The 23,102-nt window shown below is 42.8% G+C and carries 28 protein-coding genes; 25 read left to right on the plus strand and 3 right to left on the minus strand.

Features of this window, described 5'->3' with window-relative positions; translation table 11 throughout:
* Positions 1-19 precede the first annotated feature (19 nt).
* The 23 genes from JEY82_RS01710 to JEY82_RS01820 all read left to right on the plus strand — a co-directional run bounded on the left by JEY82_RS01710 (position 20) and on the right by JEY82_RS01820 (position 18,247).
* Positions 20-895 (plus strand): GPO family capsid scaffolding protein, encoded by an 876-nt coding sequence (locus tag JEY82_RS01710; protein ID WP_304081976.1) that lies wholly within the window; start codon positions 20-22, stop codon positions 893-895.
* A complete protein-coding gene (locus tag JEY82_RS01715) occupies positions 895-1,920 on the plus strand; it encodes a phage major capsid protein, P2 family (RefSeq protein WP_304081978.1) in 1,026 nt (341 codons plus the stop codon). Before JEY82_RS01710 ends, JEY82_RS01715 begins: the two co-directional genes overlap by 1 nt.
* Positions 1,921-2,003: 83 nt before the next feature.
* A complete protein-coding gene (gene gpM, locus JEY82_RS01720) occupies positions 2,004-2,711 on the plus strand; it encodes a phage terminase small subunit (RefSeq protein ID WP_304081980.1) in 708 nt (235 codons plus the stop codon).
* 103 nt (positions 2,712-2,814) lie between these two features.
* Positions 2,815-3,288 carry a head completion/stabilization protein gene (locus tag JEY82_RS01725; RefSeq protein ID WP_304081982.1) on the plus strand — a complete coding sequence of 158 codons (474 nt, stop codon included), beginning with the start codon at positions 2,815-2,817 and terminating at the stop codon, positions 3,286-3,288.
* Positions 3,285-3,746 carry a phage tail protein gene (locus JEY82_RS01730; protein WP_304081984.1) on the plus strand — a complete coding sequence of 154 codons (462 nt, stop codon included), beginning with the start codon at positions 3,285-3,287 and terminating at the stop codon, positions 3,744-3,746. Before JEY82_RS01725 ends, JEY82_RS01730 begins: the two co-directional genes overlap by 4 nt.
* A gap of 2 nt (positions 3,747-3,748) precedes the next feature.
* Positions 3,749-4,465 (plus strand): hypothetical protein, encoded by a 717-nt coding sequence (locus tag JEY82_RS01735; protein ID WP_304081986.1) that lies wholly within the window; start codon positions 3,749-3,751, stop codon positions 4,463-4,465.
* Between the two features lie 9 nt (positions 4,466-4,474).
* Positions 4,475-5,590 carry a DUF2586 domain-containing protein gene (locus JEY82_RS01740; protein WP_304081988.1) on the plus strand — a complete coding sequence of 372 codons (1,116 nt, stop codon included), beginning with the start codon at positions 4,475-4,477 and terminating at the stop codon, positions 5,588-5,590.
* Positions 5,591-6,043, plus strand: a complete 453-nt coding sequence (locus tag JEY82_RS01745) for a DUF2597 family protein (RefSeq protein WP_304081990.1) — start codon at positions 5,591-5,593, stop codon at positions 6,041-6,043. It abuts the gene before it with no gap.
* On the plus strand, positions 6,043-6,243 hold the full coding sequence (locus tag JEY82_RS01750; protein ID WP_304081991.1) for a TraR/DksA C4-type zinc finger protein: 201 nt from the start codon (positions 6,043-6,045) through the stop codon (positions 6,241-6,243). The genes JEY82_RS01745 and JEY82_RS01750 overlap by 1 nt, the downstream gene beginning before the upstream one ends.
* Positions 6,240-6,647: a structural protein gene (locus JEY82_RS01755; protein WP_304081992.1), complete on the plus strand. Its 408-nt coding sequence runs from the start codon at positions 6,240-6,242 to the stop codon at positions 6,645-6,647. Before JEY82_RS01750 ends, JEY82_RS01755 begins: the two co-directional genes overlap by 4 nt.
* Complete coding sequence (locus JEY82_RS01760) at positions 6,644-7,147, plus strand: hypothetical protein (RefSeq protein ID WP_304081993.1); 504 nt, start codon at positions 6,644-6,646, stop codon at positions 7,145-7,147. Before JEY82_RS01755 ends, JEY82_RS01760 begins: the two co-directional genes overlap by 4 nt.
* Entirely contained in the window at positions 7,148-7,372 is a 225-nt protein-coding gene (locus JEY82_RS01765; protein ID WP_304081995.1) for a hypothetical protein, read from the plus strand.
* 15 nt (positions 7,373-7,387) lie between these two features.
* A complete protein-coding gene (locus JEY82_RS01770; RefSeq protein WP_304081997.1) occupies positions 7,388-7,663 on the plus strand; it encodes a putative phage tail assembly chaperone in 276 nt (91 codons plus the stop codon).
* A gap of 171 nt (positions 7,664-7,834) precedes the next feature.
* Positions 7,835-9,637 (plus strand): phage tail tape measure protein, encoded by a 1,803-nt coding sequence (locus tag JEY82_RS01775; protein WP_304081999.1) that lies wholly within the window; start codon positions 7,835-7,837, stop codon positions 9,635-9,637.
* Positions 9,637-9,960 carry a DUF2590 family protein gene (locus JEY82_RS01780; RefSeq protein ID WP_304082000.1) on the plus strand — a complete coding sequence of 108 codons (324 nt, stop codon included), beginning with the start codon at positions 9,637-9,639 and terminating at the stop codon, positions 9,958-9,960. The genes JEY82_RS01775 and JEY82_RS01780 overlap by 1 nt, the downstream gene beginning before the upstream one ends.
* A gap of 2 nt (positions 9,961-9,962) precedes the next feature.
* On the plus strand, positions 9,963-11,132 hold the full coding sequence (locus JEY82_RS01785; RefSeq protein ID WP_304082001.1) for a baseplate J/gp47 family protein: 1,170 nt from the start codon (positions 9,963-9,965) through the stop codon (positions 11,130-11,132).
* Complete coding sequence (locus JEY82_RS01790; RefSeq protein WP_304082003.1) at positions 11,129-11,725, plus strand: phage tail protein; 597 nt, start codon at positions 11,129-11,131, stop codon at positions 11,723-11,725. The genes JEY82_RS01785 and JEY82_RS01790 overlap by 4 nt, the downstream gene beginning before the upstream one ends.
* The gene (locus JEY82_RS01795; protein WP_304082005.1) at positions 11,722-14,511 is read left to right on the plus strand and encodes a phage tail protein; all 2,790 of its coding nucleotides are present in this window, start codon (positions 11,722-11,724) and stop codon (positions 14,509-14,511) included. Before JEY82_RS01790 ends, JEY82_RS01795 begins: the two co-directional genes overlap by 4 nt.
* A 5-nt stretch (positions 14,512-14,516) precedes the next feature.
* Positions 14,517-14,810, plus strand: coding sequence for a hypothetical protein (locus JEY82_RS01800; protein WP_304082007.1), 294 nt, complete (start codon positions 14,517-14,519; stop codon positions 14,808-14,810).
* Positions 14,810-15,712, plus strand: a complete 903-nt coding sequence (locus JEY82_RS01805; protein WP_304082009.1) for a hypothetical protein — start codon at positions 14,810-14,812, stop codon at positions 15,710-15,712. Before JEY82_RS01800 ends, JEY82_RS01805 begins: the two co-directional genes overlap by 1 nt.
* A complete protein-coding gene (locus tag JEY82_RS01810; protein ID WP_304082011.1) occupies positions 15,709-16,242 on the plus strand; it encodes a DNA-binding protein in 534 nt (177 codons plus the stop codon). The genes JEY82_RS01805 and JEY82_RS01810 overlap by 4 nt, the downstream gene beginning before the upstream one ends.
* A complete protein-coding gene (locus JEY82_RS01815; RefSeq protein WP_304082012.1) occupies positions 16,239-16,925 on the plus strand; it encodes a hypothetical protein in 687 nt (228 codons plus the stop codon). The genes JEY82_RS01810 and JEY82_RS01815 overlap by 4 nt, the downstream gene beginning before the upstream one ends.
* Before the next feature lie 11 nt (positions 16,926-16,936).
* Positions 16,937-18,247 carry a hypothetical protein gene (locus JEY82_RS01820; RefSeq protein WP_304082013.1) on the plus strand — a complete coding sequence of 437 codons (1,311 nt, stop codon included), beginning with the start codon at positions 16,937-16,939 and terminating at the stop codon, positions 18,245-18,247.
* A 74-nt stretch (positions 18,248-18,321) separates the two neighbouring features.
* Here the strand turns inward: JEY82_RS01820 and JEY82_RS01825 are convergent, their stop codons facing one another.
* The gene (locus JEY82_RS01825; protein ID WP_304082014.1) at positions 18,322-19,257 is read right to left on the minus strand and encodes a hypothetical protein; all 936 of its coding nucleotides are present in this window, start codon (positions 19,255-19,257) and stop codon (positions 18,322-18,324) included.
* Between the two features lie 800 nt (positions 19,258-20,057).
* Here JEY82_RS01825 and JEY82_RS01830 point away from each other — a divergent pair.
* Positions 20,058-20,396 carry a hypothetical protein gene (locus JEY82_RS01830; RefSeq protein ID WP_304082016.1) on the plus strand — a complete coding sequence of 113 codons (339 nt, stop codon included), beginning with the start codon at positions 20,058-20,060 and terminating at the stop codon, positions 20,394-20,396.
* A 343-nt stretch (positions 20,397-20,739) separates the two neighbouring features.
* Here the strand turns inward: JEY82_RS01830 and JEY82_RS01835 are convergent, their stop codons facing one another.
* A complete protein-coding gene (locus tag JEY82_RS01835; protein WP_304082018.1) occupies positions 20,740-21,954 on the minus strand; it encodes a hypothetical protein in 1,215 nt (404 codons plus the stop codon).
* A gap of 262 nt (positions 21,955-22,216) precedes the next feature.
* Positions 22,217-22,453, minus strand: coding sequence for a DUF6088 family protein (locus tag JEY82_RS01840; protein ID WP_304082020.1), 237 nt, complete (start codon positions 22,451-22,453; stop codon positions 22,217-22,219).
* Between the two features lie 190 nt (positions 22,454-22,643).
* Here JEY82_RS01840 and JEY82_RS01845 point away from each other — a divergent pair, with 190 nt between their 5' ends.
* Entirely contained in the window at positions 22,644-23,024 is a 381-nt protein-coding gene (locus JEY82_RS01845; protein WP_304082022.1) for a PDDEXK nuclease domain-containing protein, read from the plus strand.
* Positions 23,025-23,102: the final 78 nt, after the last annotated feature.

A 23,102-nucleotide genomic window follows, 5' to 3' on the forward strand; every position in this document is an offset into this window, starting at 1 on the left:
CAGGGGTATTGTTGTGTCTATGAGTAAATTAATAACTGGGTTTATCAAGATTGGTCAGAGTGGGCCGACTGCTGATGGACGGACGATTGAAGCAGCTTGGTTGAAAGAAGCTGCCGCTTCTTATGATCTGGACCAGTATGTTTCATTGATCTGGCCTGAACATTTCCGCTTTTTCGGGAACGCTGGAAAGGTTGTTGAATTGAAAGCTGAAGAAAAGGACGGGATAACTTCTCTATATGCGAAGTTGCAGCCAGGTGAACAGCTTCTTGCTTATAATAAATCCCGCCAGAAACTTTTCACCTCCATGGAACTAGATTCAGATTTTGCCAAGTCCGGCAAATGTTATCTTACAGGCTTGGCCGTTACAGATAGCCCCGCATCCCTCGGAACGCATGAATTGATGTTCTCACATCGCAAGCAGAATGAAAAAAATATCATGCTGTGTGGAGTTGAATTGGATGCAAACAGCTTTTCCCAGGCTGAAGCTGCTGATGAATTTGAGCCGCCCAGCTGGTTCAAAAAATTCATGTCTCAGTTTGGCTCTAACAATTCCCATGTCGAAAAAAAAGAACCTGAAAATTTCAAAGTAGAGGACACAGAACAGCCTATGAATGCAGAACAATTTAAACAACTAAATGACTCTATCGCAGGGCTTGGAGTTCAGTTTTCGGCACTCGCTGAATCCATGAAACCCGGCAAAGGAGAAGTTCCGGCCGAAGGCGTGAATGAGCAGCCAGCGGATGCAGCTGAACCTGATAAGTTTTCAGAGCTTTCCGCCCAGATGAAAGAGCTTACAACTTCCGTGAAAGACTTTACTTCCCGCCTTGAAGGTGCAGCCGGTTCCACTCCTGTCCCTGAAAATGATGGTGCTGCAGCTGATGGAGGGCTTATCTAATGAATAGCCATTCAAGAAAGCAATATTCTGCGTTGCAGGCTAATCTTGCGAAAGGTTACGGCGTTCAGAATGTGACCGAGCAGTTCACTGTTGAGCCGAGCGTTGAACAGCGCCTTCAGGATAAGATTGTTGAACAGTCCACTTTTTTACAGAAGATCAACGTAATTACCGTTGATGAAATGACTGGCCAGAACATCCTTGGCTATGCAAACGGGCCTGCTTCCGGACGTACTGATACTAGCGGAGATAAGGAACGTGTGCCGGTTAACCTGCTTGGCATGGATTCCAACATTTTTACGCTGCATCAAACTGATTCTGATGTTTACATGCTTTATTCCCACCTTGATGCATGGGCTAAATTTCATGACTTCCAGGAACGTTACGCTCGTTACGTTCAAGCTCGTATTGCAAATGACCGTGAAGTTATCGGCTGGAACGGTGTTTCTGCTGCTGCCGACACTAATATTACAACCTACCCGTTGATGCAGGATGTCAATAAGGGGTGGCTGCAGTACATGCGTGAAAAACGTGCAGCAAATATCCTTGCTGAAGGGGGATCTGTTGCCGGAGCAATCAAAGTCGGCACTGATGGTGATTTTAAAAGCATCGACCATATTGTTGCTGATTTGAAACAGGGCATTCCTAAATGGCTGCGCAAAGATCTAGTCGCTTTGGTTGGTGATGAACTTGTCGGTACCGAGTCTACGGGGCTTTACAAGGCTATCGTTGATGATCCGGTTAAGAAACTTGCTGCTACAGCTTCACTTGAAAAGTTTGGCGGTCTTCCCTGGGAAACTCCTTCTAATTTCCCTGGTCGTGGTCTGGTTATTACTTCTTATTCAAATCTATCTATTTACACACAGTCTGGCTCTTGGCGCAGGAACCTTAAGGACAAGCCTGAAAAGAACCGTGTTGAGGATTTCAACTCCCGCAATGAGGGATATACCGTTGAAAATACCGAAGCTTTTGTTGCTTTGGAATTTGATAATGTATTGATTTCTGATGGTGCCGGCGGTTGGGCATAAGCTGAAAGCTTAACCAAGTTAATTGAAAATTGAATCCAGTGGCGGGGGCTGATGCTCCCGCCAATTTTAAGAAGGAAAAAATTATGAGTTTAATGTTAGCGCATCAAAGAAAAATGAAAGAGCAGGGGCAAGTTGAAACTGATGAATCTGCCGTGGCTTCATCTGCAAAAATCGGGATTTTCCCTGGCGGCAGTGTCGGAACTCAGCAAATGGCAGAGCTGCTTACTAACTCCCTTGAAGAAGATCTTCACCAGCTCCATGAAATTCAGGCCGTGACTCGCAAAATTGAATTCAAAAAAAACGAGCTGATTCCCAAATATCAGCCATATATCAGCAGGTTGAAAGAACTGAATCAGGATCATCCATTGCTTGGATATTATTTGGTCTGGCTGATTGATGCACAGGACTGGGACGAAGTTCTTTCTTTCGGTTCCTACTGTGTCGAAAACAATATTTCCTTGCCTGAACGGTTCAAATCTGAACTGAAAACTTTCCTAGTGGGTGAGTTTTGCAAGTGGGCTGAAGCGGAACTTTCAGCAGATAGATCTGCAGATCCTTACATTGCCCAGATTTTTGAAATGGTCATTGAACAGGATTGGGACATTGCAGACGCTGTTACTGCTGATCTCTATAAAATGATGGGTTTCCAGCAAGAGCAGAACGGTGAACTTGAAGAGGCTGCCGAGCTTCTTACCACGGCGCTTGATATTGGCGCACAGGTCAAGACCAGACTCGAAAAACTTAAGAAGAAACTGAAGAATTCAAACGAATCAACAGAGCCAAAAGAATAAATTAGACACCCAACCTCGCACTGGCCCTGATGAATATGAGATTTGTTTTTTCCTTCTCTCATAATTCCGAAAGGGCCAGTCTTAAAAATAAAGTGAGATCTGCATGATTGGTTTTAGCGGCTTGACGGATGAAGTGAAAGACGAAGAAATACAAAATGAATCGTTTTACCCTGGCATATCCGTTTCACATTTTCACGATTGCTACCGTGTACCCGCTGAATATGAACTTGAAATGGTCAAGACTCATTTGAAGTTGGCCATAGCGTGGGCAAATAGCCAGCTTGAAACTTTCAAGGCAGAGAAAGAGGCAGAAGGAATAACTGCTCTGGTTGATATTATAGCGCCTATGATTGGTGGCGAAACAACCAAAATCATTCATTACAAGCACGCTGTTTGTTGTCGTGCAAAGGGCAGCTTGATTCACCAGTACAAAACTATGGTTCAGGCCAAGGGTGCAAGTTCAAGAATCGGTGATGCTGTCGAAGCTGAAAGCCAAGAATCACTTTTTTATCAGTATGCCAGTGCGGCCATTGCAGATCTGCAAGGCAAAATTTCTATTATGGTTGAAGCATTATGAAGCAGCTGCAAAATCTATCAAAATTTTTGTTGGAAGTTTTAGAAGTTAAACGTGAGCAATTGGAATGTTTTGCGGATCGTGGTGATTTGATTTTAACCGGAAAAGATTTGGGAAATTGCGTGGAGCTGGGACGGCTTAAATATGATGCCGTTTTTTGGATTGAAAAGTTTCACGGTGATGCAAACCTTTTGCTGGCCCATGTCATGGCGTGGCTTTCAGAAAATGATCTAGAACGCCATGATTTAAATCTTCCGGATCCGGAAGTTGATATTTCATTGAATAATCGCAACACCGCAAATGTTGAAATTGCCATATCTTTTGAAGAGCCGCTTCTAATTGTTCTGGATGAAGAGGGGCCAATTTTTTGGAACGGCAAGAAGTGGTCTGTCAGTGAATTGAAAGTGGATGTTGCTGAAGAGCTGGTTGATATGGATGGGAAGTCAAATGAAGAGGACTAGTTATGTCTGATTCTGCAATGACCTGCGATGTTGATTCTAAGAAGCTTCTTAGATTGCGTGAACAGCTTGAAATTTTAGCTCTTACTCCAAAGCAACGGAAGATTTTTAATAACAAAGTTGGTGGAGATATTAGGAAGCGCGCAAGACGCAACACCACAAGAAGAACAACTATTGACGGAAAGTCTATGGAATCTCGTAAAAAGCGAGCTCGTGGACGACATAAGAATAAAAGCGTCAAAATGTTTCGGAATTTAAATCGGTTCATGGGCATTATTCCCTCGGGCAAAGCAGGCGTTTCTGTTTCATGGAGGAATCCAGTTCTCGCTCAGATTGCATATCAGCATCAGCATGGAGCGGAAGTTCAAAGCGGTCATATTCTTTTGACCAAGCAGCTTAAAAGAGAAAAAAAATATGTTTCGCGGAGGGCAAAGTGTCCTCGTTGGTTGGCTAAAGAGTTGGTAGAAAATAGGTACAGGCACACATTTCGAAATCCTGGGCAGAAAGATAGAGTTCGACGGGTTAGTTCAAAATTTATCATGGAAAATTTGACCAGGGGGCAAGCCTCTTTTGCACTTCAGACTTTGCTTGGTGTTCCTGCAAAAGAAAAATGGAAAATTGAAATCCCAGCTCGTCCTTTTTTAGGGATAACTTCAAAAGATGCCACTCAATATACAACCGAGCTGGCCCGAACAGCCTTACAATATATCAAAAAAGCATAGGAGATCTGAATGCTAGGCAGAGTACAAGTAAACAACCTGAATTTAATGCAGGGCGAATTTAAGGAGGTAGAAAATTACTTTCTTTTTATCGGCCGTGGATCCGGAACGAATGAAGGAAAGCTTGTCACTGTTAACAGTGATACCGAGCTTGATGATGTTCTGGGCGCAAATGAATTTAATTTAAAAACTCACATTGAAGCGGCCAAACTTAACGCTGGTCAGAACTGGGTGGCTTGCGTTTATCCGCTGGCAGCTGATGAAGATCTGGCTGATGCAATTGATGCATGTATGGAACTCGCTTCCGTTGAAGCTATCGTTGTCACGGATCCGCTTGCCGATTCTGTCGCGGTGGAAGCTCTGCAGGCTAAAGCAGAGTTAATTATGGGCAAGTACATGCGGCCTTTATTTTTCATGGGAACTACAAGAGCCATGGCCGTTGATGAAAGCTGGTCTGATTTTACTGCAGCAGTGAAGCCCATTGTTAGCAGCATTGCTGCAGATCAAGTTATGGTCGTTCCTACTCTGTGGGGAATGGATTTGGGAACGCTGGCCGGAAGGTTATGCAACCGCTCTGTTACCATTGCTGATTCTCCCATGCGTGTGGCAACCGGTCCGCTTCTGGGTGCATGGTCTGCCAAGCCGGTTGATAAAGACGGCCGTGCAATTGATATGTCCATTTTGCAAGATCTGGAAAGCTCCCGCTTGTCAGTTCCGCAATGGTATCCGGATTATCCCGGTGTTTATTGGGCAGACGGCAACATGCTTGATGTACCTGCCGGAGATTATCAGATGGTCGAAAATCTGCGAGTCGTGCAGAAAGCCATGCGCCGGATCTACGTGCTGGCCGTTGCCAGAATCGCTGATAGAAAACTGAATTCTACCCCTAATAGCATTGAAGCCAACAAGCTTTATTTCATGCGTCCGCTGTTCTCAATGGCTAAATCTGTGGAAATTATGGGCATTCAGTTTCCCGGTGAAATTAAACCACCTAAGGATTCCGACATCGTGATTTCTTGGAAAAGTAAATACGAAGTGGAAATTTATCTGGTTGTCACTCCTTATAATTCCCCCAAACATATTACCTGCAATCTACTTTTGAACTTGCAGAATCAGGCGGAGGCGTAAATGAGCGGCCAGCGTTTAAGCGGAAAGAATTTTGATGTGACTTTAGGAGATATGCTGCTTCGTGTTGAAAAAGCGACTCTTGAAATTGAAGACAATAGTTCCACCGCAAAAGACCGCGGAGTTCCTAATGGCTGGGTTGATGGTGACGTTGCCGCATCCGGAGAAATTGAAGTTGATGCACGTAATCTGAATTTGATTATGGAAGCAGCTTCTTCTGCCGGATCTTTCAGGGAGCTACCAGAATTCGATATTTTATTTTTTGCAAAAACCGGAACGGATGAACTGAAAGTTCAGGCTTTCGGCTGCAAGCTCAAGCTTACCTCATTGTTGGATATTGATTCAGCAGGCGGTGAAAAGCATATTTCCAAGATTCCTTTTGAAGTTACCAGCCCTGATTTTGTGCGCATTAACGGAGTTCCGTACCTCTCAGAAGAAGATATTGAAGGTCTGTAATGGATATTGTTGATGCTGCCCAGGGCGTTGAAAAGCTTTTTATAGAAGCTGCCCTTGCTAACAGGTTGAGCTGCCCAAACAGGCCCAGCAATAAATATTGTGAAGAGTGCGGCGAAGAGATTCCGGAAGCAAGACGGGTTGCAATCCCAGGAGTCCGGTACTGCATCAAATGTCAAACTGAAATGGAGCAAATACAATGAGTGAACCAAGAGGTATCAGAAATCACAATCCCGGCAATATTCGTCATGGTGCAAAGTGGAACGGTCTTGCTGAAGAGCAGCTTGATAAATCTTTCTGTACTTTTAAAACCCCTGAACATGGAATCAGAGCCATGGGTAAGATTCTGATTACTTATCAGGACAAGTACGGTCTTGATACCGTTTCCGGTATCATTGATCGCTGGGCTCCACCTATCGAAAACGACACAAACGCATATGCGGAACACGTAGCCAAGCAGCTGGAAGTTGGAGTTGATGAACCTATTGTTGTCCGTTCGTTCCTGGATAAACTTTGCACGGCCATTATTCGCCATGAAAACGGTGTGCAGCCTTACGACATTGCAACTGTTCAGCGCGGTGTGAACATGGCTATGGGGGTTGCATGAGTATTTTAGCCACTATTGGCGCGGCTTTGGGCGGTGAAAAAGGGCTTGGCGGGACTATTCTTGATGCCGTCAAAACATATTTTCCACCTGATATGACTCCTGAACAGAAAGCGACTCTTGAGCTGGGAATTAAAGCTGCAGCCGACAAGCAGGCCAATCTTGTGAGGGATAAGGCCATGGAAGCCGACAAGGCTGTGACTGACAGGATCGCGAAGCTGGAAGGCTCTGCTTCTGACCTTCTGCGTGTGCCCTACCTTGGCGCGTTAATCATTTTTTTGCGCGGTTGCCAGCGGCCTATGTGGGGCTTTGCAACTCTGTATATGGATTTTCTCTGGTTCACGACTTGGAAGTTGACCGAGACACAGGAAACGGCCCTGTGCATCATCAATTTCCTGGTACTTGGCTTTTTGTTTGGAGAACGCACTATCAAGAATTTGGAGCCGTTGATTATGAAAGTCTTTGGTCAGAACGGGGGCGGCAACACAAAGGGGGCCAAGTAAGTGAAGGCAGAAAATATAATCCGTGTGGTTATAAGTATTGTCTGGTCTGTGGTCATTTTTTGGAATGGATATTTGCACAGTGCTGTTCTTGCTAATCGTGATGATCTTCAGTCAGTCCAGATTGATATGGCTAAAAATTATATTTCAACGGATGAAATGGATAAATTTATCAGCCGAATGGAAAAGCGTTTTGATCGTTTAGACGCAAAAATGGATCTAAAATAAAAGAGAGAATTACGAATGATTATACCTGTAGAAGTGAACGGAAAAAACTTGGATTTTGATGTTAAGACTTCCGTTTTTAATACTTACATTAATGATTTGCGGCCGGACAATAAAGTTGCACCTGCTCATAATTTTTTAATGCGCAGTGTTCTGCCTGAAAGCAAAGAAGATTTATGTGAATTGCTTAAGCTGGCTGGACTTGAAATTCAGCTTGCAGCTGCGGTGATTGAAGAATTCACACCGGAAGTTGAGATTGTTGTGGGAAAGTCGAAAAGCTCGCCAGTTCAATAGAGAGTAATGGTTTTTCTCAGTTAGAAGTTTTGTCTTCTAAATGGTTTCCAGGAAGAGACGTAACTGAGCAGGTCATGGCTGAAGCTCTATTTCTGGAAAAAGATTACTGGGAAAAGATGAACGTGGCGATATGTAACGGAATGATCAAAGCTTTTAAGGGGTAGCCGTAGAGTGTCAAAATTAGAAAAACTTACTTTCTCAATTGATGTTCTGGCCAGCAAGGCCATGGGGACAGTCGGGAAGGTTCAGCAATCTTTAGATACTCTAGCTAACAAAGCTTCTTCTGCTTTTAGAAACATTGGAATGGGCGGGGCTGGTGTTCTTGGTGCGGGGTTCGCTATCAAGTCCATGATCCAGCCTGCTCTTGATTTCAATAATGCCATGCGGGACGTTAGCTCGCTTAGTGTTCAGGCTGATGCAATGGATGCTTTGGCGAATAAATCTCTGCTTTATTCAGTAAAATACGGTGAAGGAGCTGCTGAATTTGTATCCTCTTCCTATGACATTCAGTCTGCAATTGGTGGCTTGAGTGGAAACGATTTAGCCAGTTTTACAAATGCCAGTAACGTTCTGGCAAAAGGAACCAAAGCGGACGCGGGAACAATCACAAATTATATGGGAACCATGTACGGCATTTTTAAAAAGGATGCTGAAGCCATGGGGAAAAGTAAGTGGGTTGAACAAATGTCCGGCAAAACGGCCACCGCTGTTGAAATGTTTAAAACCACTGGTACGCAAATGAGCGAGGCTTTCAGCTCAGTGGGGGCGGCAGGTCAAGCGGCTGGAATATCTGCTTCTGAACAATTTGCAGTCCTTGGAACTCTTCAGGCTACCATGTCCGGATCTGAAGCCGGTACGAAATACAAAGCTTTTCTTGATGGTGTTGGAGCTGCTCAGAAAAAACTTGGGCTTAGTTTCACCGACTCTGAAGGAAAGATGCTGCCGATGCTTGATATCATGCAAAAGATGAAATCAAAGTTCGGTGACACTCTGGACGTTGCGGAATCTGATTCGTTGAAATCGGCCTTTGGATCTGCTGAAGCTGTCGCAATGATAAAGTTGTTGATAAATGACACAGATAATCTTTCAGCATCAATCGGCAAGCTGGAAAAAGTAAGTGGCATGGCAAAGGCTGAATCTATGGCCATGAAAAGGGTTGATCCCTATCAACGGATGATTCAGGGCGCGAACGCTGCACAGATAGTGATAGGCCGCTTGCTTACACCGGCCATTGATAAACTTTTTAACTTTGTTGCTGATGTAACAAAAGGGATTGTTGACTGGGCGAACGCTTATCCTGAACTTGCTAAGTGGGTTGGATATGCCGGGGTTGGCCTCTTGGCTTTTACCGGAATACTTGGAGTTTTATCCATCGTTGCCGGTTTTGGGAAAATTACAATGCTGGCGTGGTCCGGTGCGGTTTCTATGTGGACCACTGTTACTAAGGGCGCAGCTCTGGCCACAACCATATGGAGTAAGGCCACTACTCTTTTAAATATGGCTTGGAAGGCTAGTCCTTTCGGCATGGTCTTAGCCGGAATAACTCTGCTGATTGCCGCAATTCCCGTAATCACGAAACTTTGGGATTCTTTTAAAAACGCCTTCGGTGATACCTGGTGGGGCAAGGCTTTAATAGGCGCACTTGATCCAGTTATGGACTGGCTTAAAAGTCTTGGAAAAGCGGTGGGCTGGGTTCTGGAAAAGTTAGGTTTGTCTTTCGATGTTTCAGCAACTTCCAAGGTTGAAAAAGTGGTGCAGGCTTCTGAAACTGTTTCAGCCAGTAAAGTTGCACCTGTTCAGTCTTTGCAGCAAATGAAGCAATCTGCAGTTGCAAGCGGCGGCATTAAGCAAGATCTGGTTAATATTTCCAATAAGAGCAATTCCCAGACTCAGAATAACGGGCCGGTAACTCATAATCATTACGGGCCACATTCAAATACAAATGAGCAGTTCGCTCTCGGGCTGGGTGGCTGATGTATTTTGATATTTTAATATCAGAAAATGATATCACGCTGGACGCTGGGGGAAACCCTGAAAAAGTCACAGATCTGGCCTGCATTGCGCAAGATCTGCTGCACATGATCCGTGACACCGGGTTGCTGGTGGAGCTTGTTGCAAACAGAGATAAGCGGGTAACAGCTGAAAACCTCATTAAAATTATTATTGAAGTGGAAGATGATGAACGCATTGTTCCCGGTACTTGCCAGATTGTTGAAGTTACTGGCCAGCCTGGAACATTTAATTTGACGGCCATAGCTTATGATTTTGGTGAGCTGGGCTTTTCTATCGAGGTTTAGCAATGACAGTTGATTACAGGCAAATGCTGAAGGACGCAGGCGTTCCCACTACTGAACTGGAAATGGATAAAGTCTGGAAGGATCTGAACATTGAACAAGGTTCTGTCATTCAGAATGATTCAACATGGTCCCCGTTCTGGAAGCTTATTACTGCAATTGTGACAACACCATGCAAATGGCTGGTTGATCTCCTTGCTGATACTGCCCTGCCTAATACCTTTTTAAAAACGTCTTCAGGGATCTGGCTTGATATATTCGCCTGGGGCGTAGATCTGGAACGCAAGAACGCTACCTTTGCCCAGGGGTTTTTGATTTTTACAAGAGTAAACAGTGTCGGAGCCGTGACTATTCCGGCAGGGACAATCATAGAAACGCCTTCAATATCCGGCTATGTTTATCGGCTTATTACTTCTGAAGAAGTTGCTGCAGCTGATGGAGAATTAACTTTTCAGATTCCGGTGAAGGCTGAAAATAGCGGAGCTGCTTACAATCTTGGACCTGGCTATTATTCAATTTTGCCCCGCCCTATTCCCGGCATAGCTTCAGTTAAAAATGAAAGCGATTGGCTGGATATCCCCGGTGCAGACAAAGAACAGGATGAACCTTTCAAGCTACGGGCGCAGAATCAGTTTTCTGCTGTTGGCCAGTATCATCATGATGCAGCTTACACTGCCGATATTTCACTTTTTGCGGGTATCAGGCCCGATTATATTTATTTTGAGCATGACGCACCGCGCGGACCTGGAACCGCTAACGGTTTCATAATGATTGATTCCGGCGCACCTTCTCAAGATTTCGTTGACGCAATCAATAACTATGTTCGCGATACCGGCCATCATGGCCATGGTGATGACATGGTATGTTTTCCCATGCCGCTTATTGATGTGGCCATAGTTGCTACGGTTTACCCAGTGGCGCATTTATCTGAAGAAAAAACAGTGGCCCTGCTTCAAGGTCTTGGGGATATGATCCGCTCTGCTTTTCGTGAGAATAGCAACTATGAAGTTACGCAGACATTTCCCTTCAGCCGCTTTTCATTGTCCAGATTAAAAGAAGAGCTGCATCTTGCATTCAAAGATCTTCAGTCCGTTGAATTCAGCTTGAATCAAGACATAGTAACCGGGATGAATCTGCCTGAACTGTCAAGTTTAACCGTGGAGCTGGGTGAATGATACCAGTCCTGAAGCTTCCATTTTGGTTAGGTGGGCCTGAACTTGAAAAGCTTCGTTTAGCTGCTCTTAAGTATTGGGAGAAGGTTGCAAGCTGGGCAATGCTCCCCGCTAATCAGCAAGATCCTGAAACTTGCACAGAGCTGTTTTTAAATCTGATTGCATGGCAGCGCGATATCAGGCGCTTTGACACCGAACCTATCGAATTATTCAGGAAACGGGTTAAATTTGCTTATATCAATGCTGTTGATTCGGGCAGTGTTGCCGGATTTAAAAGCATTTTTCAGCGTCTAGGCGTTGGGTATGTGGAAATAGAAGAAAGGCTTCCAGGGCAGGATTGGGACATTGTTTCCATCCGGCTTTCTGATAGCCAGCTTTCACTTAATCAACGGTTACTTGAAACCTTGATTCAGCATTATGGCCGCACCTGTCGCCGTTATGATTGGCAGGTAATAACCCCGCTGGCCATATCTGTTCAGACTCAAGAATTCAATCACGACACTTTCACAATATACGCGGCTGTTCCTCCTTTATCCGTTAGTTTAAACGGGCAGATTTTCGATAACGATACCATGACAGTAGAGGCTAAATTATGAGCGCAATTATTACGACAAAAGGCGAAAACCTGATAGCTCAATGCCAGGGCGAAGGGCGAGTATTGAATATTGATAAAATGATCTTTGCAAATGTTGAAGGTGTGGATCCTGAAGCTGCTATTGATCGTGCTACTGGCAAGCCTGAAGCTGGCCAGATTATGCAGGAATTTATCATTCCAGATGAATACAAGGGGTTCGTGAATCCTAATCAGGTGGTTTACTCCATTGTTCTGGATTCCAATGCTGGAAACTATGATTTCAACTGGATCGGGCTTTATTCATCCGCTGATGATGTGGTTGTGGCCATAACTACACTGCCGAAAATTTCAAAATGGAAAACTGAAGGTCAAATTCAGGGTAACCACTTAACCAGAAATTTCATGCTTGAATTTACCGGAGCGGCAGAAAGCACCGGAATGAATGTGGCAGCTGATACATGGCAGCTTGATTTTTCAGTTCGTCTGAATGGAATTGATGACAGGCAACGAAAATCAAATAGAGACACTTACGGCCGCGCAAGGTTCTGGAAAGACGGATTCAAGCTGGTTAATGCTGAAGGTGCTTTCACTTTGTCCGCTGGCGTTGGATATGTGGAAGGTATCCGCATTGACTTGGAAAACGTGCTTCCGGTTTCCGGTGAAAATCTTCCCAAATCCGTTTGGCTGGATGTTTCATACACATTGCAGGGTTCTGATGTCGTAGCAAAGGCAGTTCCAGTTTACGGTGATGATTTTGAAGATTCTATTCTGGATGGAATAAATCATTACTTTGTAAAAATCGCTGAAATAGACGGGTCCGGAACTGTTACAGACTGCCGAACAGTAGATAATATTGAAACGGATCTTGTTGAATATTTGAAAAATCTAATCAGTGGGCATGGCGCGGATCCGAATGCACATATGGAACTGCTTGCAAGACTGGCAACTGGCATTGTTGTCATTATGAACCCGCTTCAGGCTGCTGTTGATATCGGTGAAACTCCTGTTTTTAGCAGCAATGAGTTTGTACCTATCTTCATAAACACGGTTCAGAATGCAGCACAGTGGCAAGTTGATTATGCTTCTGGTGATTTCTCCAATCCTGTTTTTGACTCTGGTCCTTCAGCTGTAGCCTTGACCAGCTTTGAAATGCCAGCCGGATATCTGCAGGTAAGTAATATTTATAAAGTGCGTTGCCGCCGCCGTTTGAATACGGGCCAGTGGTCCCCATGGTCTGAAATTGTGATTTTTACGACTCGCTCAGTTTTTAATTATGTTGCCAGGCCTGTGAACTTGGAACCGGTAAATAATGCAATAGGTATCCAGGAACGGCCAGTTCTGAAATCCGGTCCTTTTTCCGTTGCCGGTGATGCTGAAGACACACACGCGGCAACACAGTTCCGGATCCGGATTGGTGATACCGTGCTGCATGTTTCACCTGAAATTTTAGCCGGCTTTGAATATATCCTTCCTGCTGGCCTTCTGCTTGTTTCCTCGGATTATATTTTAGAATGCCGTCACCGGGGTGCAAATCTGGACTGGTCTGAATGGTCGCTTGCAACGACTTTTAGAACAGTTGCTGCGTTTATGGTTGGTGATGAAGCGGTTTATCCTTCAGCTTGGGATATAGTGAGCAAGGCCAGTTCCGTAGGGATGGCGCTTGAAGATGGTGCAGAGCTTTGTAGTAATGGGATTGATCAAGATGAAGGGGATGGCGATTGGGGGGAAATTTCGGTTCGGGCGAAGGTTCGCGATAAAGGACTTAACATTTTAGATTCTACATCTAAAGATCAATTGGATACGACAAGTCGGATCAATCAAGAAGATTTGGTTGCAACGGGGTTAGGTCTCGCAACCGTTGGCGTTGTAACTACGTCCGTAGCTGCAAGGCTTGATGATCCTGATCCTTTTAACGATTCTAGTGGTCTCGCCCTTTATCAATTTAATGGTAACGGTACAAATTTAGGGACTCACGGAGGAACATGGGAAGGCGTAATGTCATATGTTGGTGGGAATTTTGGTACAGCTCTCTGTACTCCCGGCAACTATGCTTCACAAGCTAACGGGTTTTCAATCACAGCTGATCATTCGTTTTCTTATTGGTCAACAAGCGGAACTGGATTTGGAATTATTGAAGGTTATCTTCATAGCCACATTGGATTAGCTAGTAATTATATATTCGGCTGGTTCGACTCACCGCAACATCAAGGTACAGCCGGGGGGTTATTACCAGCTGATATTCAAAACCAATTAGCTGCTATTTTTTCTGGAGGATGGCATCATATTTGTCTTGTTCCAATTCTTGATGGAGTTCAATTGTGGATAGATAATAATTTAATTTACACTCGTGGGACTAGTGCTCAACCAGAATTAATTGTTTCTGCGTTACAGTCTCAATATGGATCTTCGGCAAATCAATATTATGATCAAGTTCGGGTGTTTAAACGTAGTCTGTCAGATGTAGAAATACAGCGACTTTTTGCAGAAGAATGCACTGTGTATCACGGTGATATTTCGGCTGCGAACTTTCCCACAGCACCAAATCGCGCCCATAAATTACCAGCACTCACCGCCGCAACAGGCGCGGCCGGAACCGCTTTCACTGCCGACAATTTCACAGAAATTACGATTGAAAAAATAACTCTCGGAACCGACACAGATCCGGACAATCCAAACTTCTTACTACTTGAATCAATAAAATTAAGTGGCGTTCCATTCCGGTGCGTTGCCATGGGCGTTAAAAACTTACCTGCTGGCAGTGAATGCCGTGTAGCTGAAACAAGAATTGATACTTACAAACTGGGATAAAAAAGATGATAAAAGTAGAAACTCTATCACTTGAAGACAAAAAAAAGCTTGCTGCAGACCTACTCCCTTTCTTTGTTCAGCAGTTGCACGCCAATCCTGAAATGATCCTTCCAGGAACTGAAAAATCCGTGAAAGTGCAAGTGCGGATCGTGGACAGTGGCAAGATATCAACTGGAACCCATGACGAGCTGGCGGCAGCTGAAGCCGCGCTTGATGATGCAACAACAATTGCAGGGTTAAAAGCAGCAGTTAAAACCGTAATCGGGATTTTCCGAGTTATTTTGATGGGCAGGAAATAGTGTGGAAATCCGTAAATTTTAAAGTTCCTGCTGCAGCTGCAGCAATCAACCAGGGCGCGGATCCTGTTCTTGCTGCCGTGGCTGGTGAAATGTCTGCAGCTGGAAGCCGCTTATCAGGTGTGGCCGGATTTATTCCGGTCACACCTTCAATTATATCCGGCAGCGCCGGCAATGCGCAGGGTTTAATCAGTCAGCTGAATGAACTGCTGAACGTATCAAGCAAATTTTTATGCGCACACCCCTATGTTCATCCTTTGGGAGATAAGCGCGGCGATTATACCTATCTTTCACCTTCCGGCTGTCTGGATGGAATGCTGGCCAAGCTTGCAGATCCTTCAGATGATTTGCCGGAAACCGTTTCCGGATCCGTCTTCCTGAAATTTACCGCTTACGATCACGCAGATCTGGCCGCAAAGCTTGCCGCTTTCAATGCGGTTCTTCCCGTTACCCCTTTGCAGATGGTTCAGCGCAGGGCCGAAGATTTAAACGTGCTTGAAACTGAAAAGTATATTCTGGGTGATGGTTTTATTTCTCCAAAGTTTCAGGATCTGGATGCAAGGCAGCAGGTAACGAATAATAAAATGGATTCAAAACTGGCCAGAATGGTGGCGGTTTCTCATGGGTATGACTGCCAAAATAAACGGCCGGAAACGTTGCTAAGTGAACTGATTACTAAAAAACAAAAAGCCACTGAAGAAGCCGGTGCAGCTTGGGAAAGGTTTTGTTCTCTTTTTTCAGGTGGATCTGGGCAGGCGGCATATTTAAACGGCAGCGTTCGCGATATCCGGCTTGAGCTCGCAAACATGGGAACAAGTGACGGAACGCATGTATTAAGCGTGATTTGCTGCTGGATTGGTGAAGCTGAAGCCATGACTGTTTTTCGTGAGGTTTTAGGCATATGAATACATTTTTAAGACTCGGTGATTACAATGTTCCAGGTTACGGCCTGAAGGTTTCCGGAGGCATGGAGATTTACGATGAAGAACTGTCCGGAGAAACAAGCGGAACAGATGTTGTTAATAAGGGCATTAAAGCAAAAAATCTTAACGTTTCCCTTAATATAAAATTTAAAGATCAAGATAAATTGCGGGAGTTGATCCAGGTTCTTGAAACCAAGGATGAAAACGGAGAAATGAAGATTTATACCATTGCCAACCGTACCGCGAACATGGGCGGTATCAGGCAAGTGCGGTGTACTTCTTCCGTAGGATGGGATGAACAGGAAACAGTCAGGGCGTGGTCTGTGTCTTTTAGCTTGCGGGAACATTTGTCCGTACCTGAACGAGTTGAACAGCGCGAAAAAGGAGTTGCAGCCGTTATTAAAAGTGAGGACGGCATAAATTCAACTTCTGATTCTTCAGTGCAACCGGCTACAGATTTAAAATCATCCTGGGATAAAGTTATCAAAAAAGTGGATGAGGTTGTTTCGTGAAGATTCGCAAAACCTTAACCGTTGCCGGGAAAGCATTTGATATTATCAGTGATGATATCCGGCTGGAATTGTGCGGTACTGGGCGCGCAGTCTTTCAGATTAAAGCAAAGGAATCCGTTACTGGCTTAGTTCAATTTTTTGTTGGTTATTCTACCCAGGACAAAGACCGGCTTTATTTTACGGGCTATATTGATAGCTGCCATATGGTAGATAACGGGCAACAGCGCATTTTTTGCCGTGAATTGTCCGGTGTACTTGATCTGCATTGTCCTATCTCCATGCGCCATCCTACTTTGGTAGATGTTTTAAATCATTATACTGAAAAGACCGGAATAATCTTTATTGTTCCGGATAAGCCTTATTCAAGTACCCGCGTACCATTTTTTCAAACTCTGGGAGATGGATACCACGGGGTTGATTCATTCGGATCCGTTTTTTCAATTCCTGATTATGTATGGCAACCGCAACCTGATGGGCGCGTTTTTGTTGGATCATGGACAGATACTAAAAACGTAAATGAACCTTTGGAGCTGGCTGAAAAATGGTTCAAGCGCGTCTTTACCGATGGGTCAAAGTGCTGTCCAATTATTCCGGCCATGCGGCCGGGGATTAAGCTGAATGGCAAGCGAGTTAAGCAGGTACAGTTAAAAGGTCATGAAATGGTGATTACATGCGTGAAATAATCAGGAAAGTAATGTTGAAATTGTTTCCGGAGCTGTCCGGAGGCTTACACCTGGATAGATATGCAAGAGTTCTGGCCGTGGCTGATGAACCGGAGCAGGGCGGCAGTTGTGAACGGTTCCGGCCGCGTTATGCTGTAGATCTGGAAATTCTCACACCTGAAGGGGAAAGGGACGCAGCCTATCCAATATATAAGGACGTTCCGCTTCCGGTGGCCAGTGCGGGAATGGAACGCGGGGTTTATGGATTCCCAGAAACCGGAACACTGGTTGTGATTGGTTTTGCTTACGGCCGTCCGGATCATCCGCTGATAAAGCAAATTTATCCATTAGGATTATCACTTCCTAAAGTGGCCACCGGTGAATTGCTTTGGCAGCAGGACGCAGACACTTTGCAGCGTGTGGATCCAAACGGAAACTGGACGCGGAAAACAACTGGCCAGATCACAGACAGATCCTTAAAGCGGGTTGTTGAAGCTGTTGATTCCATGGTGGAGCTGGTGCGCGACTTCCGCAAGGTTGCCGGAAACAGTACCGAGGAAATAGGCGGGGTGAAGCATATTGAAGCACTGGGCGCGGTGCTGCTTGGTTCCGGTGGCCATATTGATATGGTGGCAGTGGATAATTTGAATTTTGTCACGGCCAAGGATTGTAGCTGGATTATATCCCAACACTGGAACGGGGTTACAGGCGGGAATCATCACCATACAGTTAAACTGAATATGACTGAAAATGTGCTGATGAATCGGAATGAAAACACAACTCTGAATTTAACTGAAACGGTGGGAGAGAATCACAGTTTGACAGTTCAGAAGGATCTGACTGAGGCGGTTATTTTGAACCGGACTGAAACAGTCGGGAAGGATCACACTTCCACTGTAAATGAAAATAGAATTGAAACGGTCCTGAAAGATCGAACTGCTACGATTAATGGCAACAAAACAGATATTGTGAAGGAAGATTTTTCCAGGACAGTACAACAAAATTTCACCAGCCAGACCGATGGCAATTATACTGAATTAATAACAGGGAATCAGGATTCAACCGTTGAAGGGCAGAGCAACGAAACCGTCACCGGCGATAAGCAGCTTGAAGCAGAAAACGTGAGAATCAAAGGAACGACCATTACGCTAATGACAAAGGACGGAACAATTAGTTTCTTTCCGTTGATGCTGGATTTCATGCAGGAAGTGCGGGATGCTCTTAACGTGCTGGCCGTTCATACGCATCCGGAAGCAACCAAGATTGTAGAAGGTCCGGAAGTTCAAAGCCACGCGGATGATATAGGAGTGATACGGGGCAAGTTGGATGTGTTGTCTGGGTAAGGTTGGTGCGGAGATATGAGAAAGGAAAGCCCCGCTTCAGTGATGAAGCGGGGCTTTTTGGTGTGGGTTGCCATTTAATCCACAGGAGTTATCGGGGAAGGTAAAAGATCCCAGCCTGTGATCCCTCTAGTTGTGGGCGTTTCACGCAGATGTTTAGTATTTAGGCCCAGTACTGCACAGATTAGATTCAAATTAAAGTTATTAAAATAACGTCGATAATTTTCTTTTGGCTGCCGATATCCTATTGGTTCCCCCTCAAAAAGAGCTTGGTGAACAAGATTATTACGGAGAATGCTAAGAGTGCTTGAAGACGTACCTTCTTTAACATCTGCCCAGTTTGGGATTTTGAGACCAAATTTTTTAGCAATAAGAATTGGCCTTTTGGCGTGAGACCTATCCTTCTTTTTAAGGATTGTGATAATTTTTTTCTTTTCAGCAATTTTATAAACACCATCAAGTACTTTGTATTGTGCTTCAAAGTGTTCCCATAGTCTTTCATAGGATTCACTTATTAGAAACCAATGCAATGCAGCAAAAATATATTTTCTAATTTCTTCAGTATTTTCTATATGCGCATTATTTAAAACGGACATTCCTATTTTTAAGTCTTTTTTATTTGGGACAAATCTATGAGCCGTGTTTTTTTTATAAGGGGTTTTTATCAAGTAGTTATAGCCGTCTTTTAATAGATATAGGCCATGTAAAAAGCCATAGCATAGGATTAAAAATTCAAATCTATTATCATCATCTTCGTTTCCATTCTCAAATTTAATTTGATGTGTAGCTGGCAGCTTAAAAGGAATAGAGTGCTCATAGGCTTCAGTCTTTATATTCAATTTTTCTTCATTTCTATTTAACTTAACTTTCTTTATTGGCGGGTAAATCCATCCATTAGCAACGGGGAATTCGTCAAAAACGAATCTGACAACTTCTTCCTGTTCTTTAAGGGGCGAAATCGTAATCCCGTCAAAAGTAATTTTTGTTTTATCGAGAAGGAAACCGAACTTCATAGGTCTAATCCTTTTGGTTTGATTCTGTTAGTGACTATTTAATTGGTGTAATTGATAAAAAGCGTCAATTCAAAGAAAAAGAGCGGCCCGCAGAAGAAACGAACTCACCCGTACCTCCCTTCGAGGCATTTGGAGCGATTTTTTGCAAAGAAAAGAACCGTGCAATGCCTTATTGATGGAGCCTAGACACAGGCTTTCTAGCGGTTTTAGCGGATTGCAAGTTTTGCAAAGAATTGCAAGTTTGTGCAAAGGGGCTGGCTTTACAATAAAAAATAAATTCAACAAAGATAGAGCTTTATGCCGTTTTCAAAAAAGTTGGTGACTAGATCTATTCAGATTATGCTTTATGGCCATGGGGCGATAATCTTTTTACGACATTGTTTTACGTACAGAGAACCGAGCGTATAAAGGGAAACTGTATATTTATGTCGTAAAAAAATATTCAACCTACTAGTTTCTAAGGATATATTTTTAGCACGCACGAATGGCATTCAAGAGGCCAAGAGTTCAATTCTCTTCAGCTCCACCACTTTTTGTGAATAAAACTAACCGATTAGGCGTAGAAGCTTAGTCGGTTTTTTTGTGTGGATAACCACTTGGATAACAATTGGATAACATTTTGAAATTCTGGGTTGTTGATTTTGAGAGTCACATCTTGAATGATCGGTACCATTTTGCTAGAAAAATTGTGCATAGTCATGGCAGTCGATAGTTTTTAGAATGCTTTTTGCTGGATACTATTAATTGGGTACGAAGTTGTTCTTTTATACATGTAGTTCTTATTTAGTAAGGAGGATATCGTGGACTTGAAAAACTTTGTAAAGCAAGCATTAGCAGATATTACCAGTGCAGTGGAGGAGGCTAAGGATATTTCACCTGTTTCAATAGCACCGGGGTACGTGACAACTAGTAAAGGTCGAACAACTATAGTTGACCCCCAACTGATTGAGTTTGATATTGCTACTACCGTTGTTGATGCTAGTAGCTTAACTGGTGGTGGGAGTGCTAAAATTTCTGTAATCGGTGTTGGCATATCTGTTGATGGAAAGCGGGATTCAGCAGTTAATCATGAAAGTGTGAGCAGGGTTAAGTTTCAGGTTCCAGTATACTTTCAAGCTAAAAATGACATTAAGAAATAGTTTCCTGTTAAGGTAATTCAAAAGAAGGCCAGCCCCATAACAGGACTGGCCTTCATAATTTAAAGCTAATCGATCAATCAGAACACGCTACAATTCCGGCAACAAACTCACTGCACGTTTCTTCTCACTCTTCTGGGAGTGACAGTATACATCTGCTGTCATCTTCTTTTTTTAAATTTTGAATTATATTAAATGCTGTGGCGAGACATTTGGGAAGTTTTAAATGAAGTATCCCAAATGTTTTTTGGAATAGAAGACAATTGGTGGAAAATGCCAACCCACCTAACCACATACGCAGAATACAAGCTCTGCTATTGTGAATGCATTTTCGGGTGCACTAAGTCTATTTTTGGGGGGTGGAAAGTAATATGTTCTTTCTAAGGAGCACTCTCTCTAGTACATATAATCCGTGAGGAATGAATTCGTGTTTAGCAATGAATTTATTTATCTCTTTTGAGTTGAGAGGGATCGTTACAAATGAGTCTGCTTCAAGGCATTTATCCCTAGCGATTAGAGGTTCGATATCCTTTTTGAAATTAAGGTCTAATTCAAAAACTGAGGATAAGCCAATTTCAAAATTGTTCTTTTCTAAAAAAAAATCATAAAAAGTAGCTGTTATTCCATATTGGTATAGTTTGTCATTAATTCCTAATTCTTCGGCTAAGCCGCGCTTAAAACATCTCTCTATGTCTATTTTTCCAAATGGATCTTTGTCTGTCTGAGATAGTCCCTCGTTCATTGTGATATGGAATTTTGATGCATTTCCATGAACTCTATTTGATCGCTTGCATAAAACAATTTCTTTTCCTTTTTCTCCGTCACAAATTAAAAGAGTATTTACTCCAAATGATGTAAGAAAAGGTTTGTATTTTAGAAAGTTTGAAATTTCTGCAGAGGCAATGGGGTGGCTTGTGCTTTTTAATTCGTGATAAATAGACCGAAATACCCTGTGGGTGAAATAGTCTGTATGAAAGAAATCAATCTCAGCTCCCGGATTTTCATTTTCGCCAAAGCGGGTAAAATTCATATTGAAAATACCGTATTTATTCCCATTAAATATTAACCCGTCTTTTGTTTCCAGAAATTTTGTACCTACAATATGTTTATGTTTAGCAATGAGGTCAGGCAAATGTTGTATTTCAGTCATGTCAACAAGATCTTTGAAGTCATGACCTTGGTCGAACGATGTGTCTGTATTAAATTTTGTTAACTGTGATTTTGAGTATCCATAATTTATTTCTTTTGAAGTAACTATTGATTTAATGCTGTCTGGTATGCCGATATATAGGCATCGTTTAACGCCAAAAGTTGAAATTTCTCTTGTAAAGATATTCTTTTTTTCAAATTCCGGGTCTCCATTTGCAAGGTCGATAACATTTATAGCTGCTTTTCTTTTTTTATAAAATTTAATTTCTGATTTTATTGTGTGGCGATATTTAATATTTTTAAAGTGTTTGTATATTAGTTGTATTATGAAAAGTATAAGGGACCCGACTAATAGGAAGAATAGTTCAGATGATGCATTATTTAATATTTTATCTGGCAGAGTGTTAAACATATCTTTTATGGTCAATAGTTATAGTGTTTGAAGCAATAGTGTTTTTTGTTAATGTTCGTGTTTTAAAAAAAATATATATAAAATTTATTCAAAGTGTAGTACATTCCACAGGCATTTTAGGTTTCCCCGGCTGTTCAATTAAGTGTTTTGATTTAATTTTGAGCCGAAATTGTTTATTCATCCAGTATGTTTAATTTAGGGGTTTTACCTCAGTTGGAAGATCTCTTAAATTGGATTATAGAGGCCAATAGTTCCGTTATATTCAATTCCAGCATATGGTAAAGTCAGAAGGGCTGACCTGCCCAAAAATAGTTTTCTTTGGGCGGTAGAAAGTTCCTTTTGCCTGCCGGATTAAAACCTGCTTTTTCACCAAACGCTCCAAAGCCTTTGCTAGAGCTTGCGGTTTGCTTTTCTGCAAGTCCCGAAAGTCCTGATAAGTGATGATCTTTCCCGGTGGGATCGATTTTATGTAATTATTTATTTGTGCTGAAACTTGCATGATTTAATCCACTCTCGAAATAATGTGGTTTTTCTTTAATATTGTAAAGTTTTAGTGGTTAAAACATGACAAAAGAATAGTTTAAGAATGTTAATTCCTCCAAAATATCAGAAGCCTTTCTTCGTCCGTTAGTAATTGGTGTGCTTAAAAAAAAGAGACTATATTACTGGTTTTCCAGTTGATTATTCAATTGAGCCTCATACTGGGGCACATTACGAAATTTTTGCTTGAACTTGGTAAAGGGTTTGCTTTTGTGGGTAAGCAATATCATTTGGAAGTTGGTGAAAGTGATTACTATCTGGATTTGCTTTTCTACAACATTATTTTGCGTTGCTCTGTTGTGTTGGAACTGAAGAATATAAAATTTATCCCTGAGTATGCAGGACAGCTTAATTTCTATCTTTTAGCCGTAGATATCCTTTTGAAATCAGAAGAAGACAATCCTACAATAGGCATGCTTCTTTGCCGTGATAAGAAGAAAATAGAAACAGAATTTGCTCCACTTGATATTAATAAGCCCATGGGCGTGAGTGAATTTGTGCTGACAGAAGAATTGAAACGAAGTTTATGAATGTAAGCGTCACATAGGCTCCATCTACTCATAATTTTTGAAATCCTGCATACTCACTCTTCAGCCTAAAAGGAGTGT

The organism is Maridesulfovibrio ferrireducens (assembly GCF_016342405.1).
GTDB classification, from domain to species: Bacteria; Desulfobacterota; Desulfovibrionia; order Desulfovibrionales; family Desulfovibrionaceae; genus Maridesulfovibrio; species Maridesulfovibrio ferrireducens_A.

Coding starts and splice junctions, on each gene's coding strand:
- JEY82_RS01795 (WP_304082005.1), top strand. CDS start 11,722: ATGAGCGCAATTATTACGACAAAAGGCGAAAACCTGATAGCTCAATGC.
- gpM (WP_304081980.1), top strand. CDS start 2,004: ATGAGTTTAATGTTAGCGCATCAAAGAAAAATGAAAGAGCAGGGGCAA.
- JEY82_RS01750 (WP_304081991.1), top strand. CDS start 6,043: ATGGATATTGTTGATGCTGCCCAGGGCGTTGAAAAGCTTTTTATAGAA.
- JEY82_RS01710 (WP_304081976.1), top strand. CDS start 20: ATGAGTAAATTAATAACTGGGTTTATCAAGATTGGTCAGAGTGGGCCG.
- JEY82_RS01790 (WP_304082003.1), top strand. CDS start 11,129: ATGATACCAGTCCTGAAGCTTCCATTTTGGTTAGGTGGGCCTGAACTT.
- JEY82_RS01725 (WP_304081982.1), top strand. CDS start 2,815: ATGATTGGTTTTAGCGGCTTGACGGATGAAGTGAAAGACGAAGAAATA.
- JEY82_RS01735 (WP_304081986.1), top strand. CDS start 3,749: ATGTCTGATTCTGCAATGACCTGCGATGTTGATTCTAAGAAGCTTCTT.
- JEY82_RS01820 (WP_304082013.1), top strand. CDS start 16,937: ATGTTGAAATTGTTTCCGGAGCTGTCCGGAGGCTTACACCTGGATAGA.
- JEY82_RS01745 (WP_304081990.1), top strand. CDS start 5,591: ATGAGCGGCCAGCGTTTAAGCGGAAAGAATTTTGATGTGACTTTAGGA.
- JEY82_RS01835 (WP_304082018.1), bottom strand. CDS start 21,954: ATGTTTAACACTCTGCCAGATAAAATATTAAATAATGCATCATCTGAA.
- JEY82_RS01715 (WP_304081978.1), top strand. CDS start 895: ATGAATAGCCATTCAAGAAAGCAATATTCTGCGTTGCAGGCTAATCTT.
- JEY82_RS01760 (WP_304081993.1), top strand. CDS start 6,644: ATGAGTATTTTAGCCACTATTGGCGCGGCTTTGGGCGGTGAAAAAGGG.
- JEY82_RS01755 (WP_304081992.1), top strand. CDS start 6,240: ATGAGTGAACCAAGAGGTATCAGAAATCACAATCCCGGCAATATTCGT.
- JEY82_RS01770 (WP_304081997.1), top strand. CDS start 7,388: ATGATTATACCTGTAGAAGTGAACGGAAAAAACTTGGATTTTGATGTT.
- JEY82_RS01800 (WP_304082007.1), top strand. CDS start 14,517: ATGATAAAAGTAGAAACTCTATCACTTGAAGACAAAAAAAAGCTTGCT.
- JEY82_RS01810 (WP_304082011.1), top strand. CDS start 15,709: ATGAATACATTTTTAAGACTCGGTGATTACAATGTTCCAGGTTACGGC.
- JEY82_RS01825 (WP_304082014.1), bottom strand. CDS start 19,257: ATGAAGTTCGGTTTCCTTCTCGATAAAACAAAAATTACTTTTGACGGG.
- JEY82_RS01840 (WP_304082020.1), bottom strand. CDS start 22,453: ATGCAAGTTTCAGCACAAATAAATAATTACATAAAATCGATCCCACCG.
- JEY82_RS01785 (WP_304082001.1), top strand. CDS start 9,963: ATGACAGTTGATTACAGGCAAATGCTGAAGGACGCAGGCGTTCCCACT.
- JEY82_RS01730 (WP_304081984.1), top strand. CDS start 3,285: ATGAAGCAGCTGCAAAATCTATCAAAATTTTTGTTGGAAGTTTTAGAA.
- JEY82_RS01780 (WP_304082000.1), top strand. CDS start 9,637: ATGTATTTTGATATTTTAATATCAGAAAATGATATCACGCTGGACGCT.
- JEY82_RS01740 (WP_304081988.1), top strand. CDS start 4,475: ATGCTAGGCAGAGTACAAGTAAACAACCTGAATTTAATGCAGGGCGAA.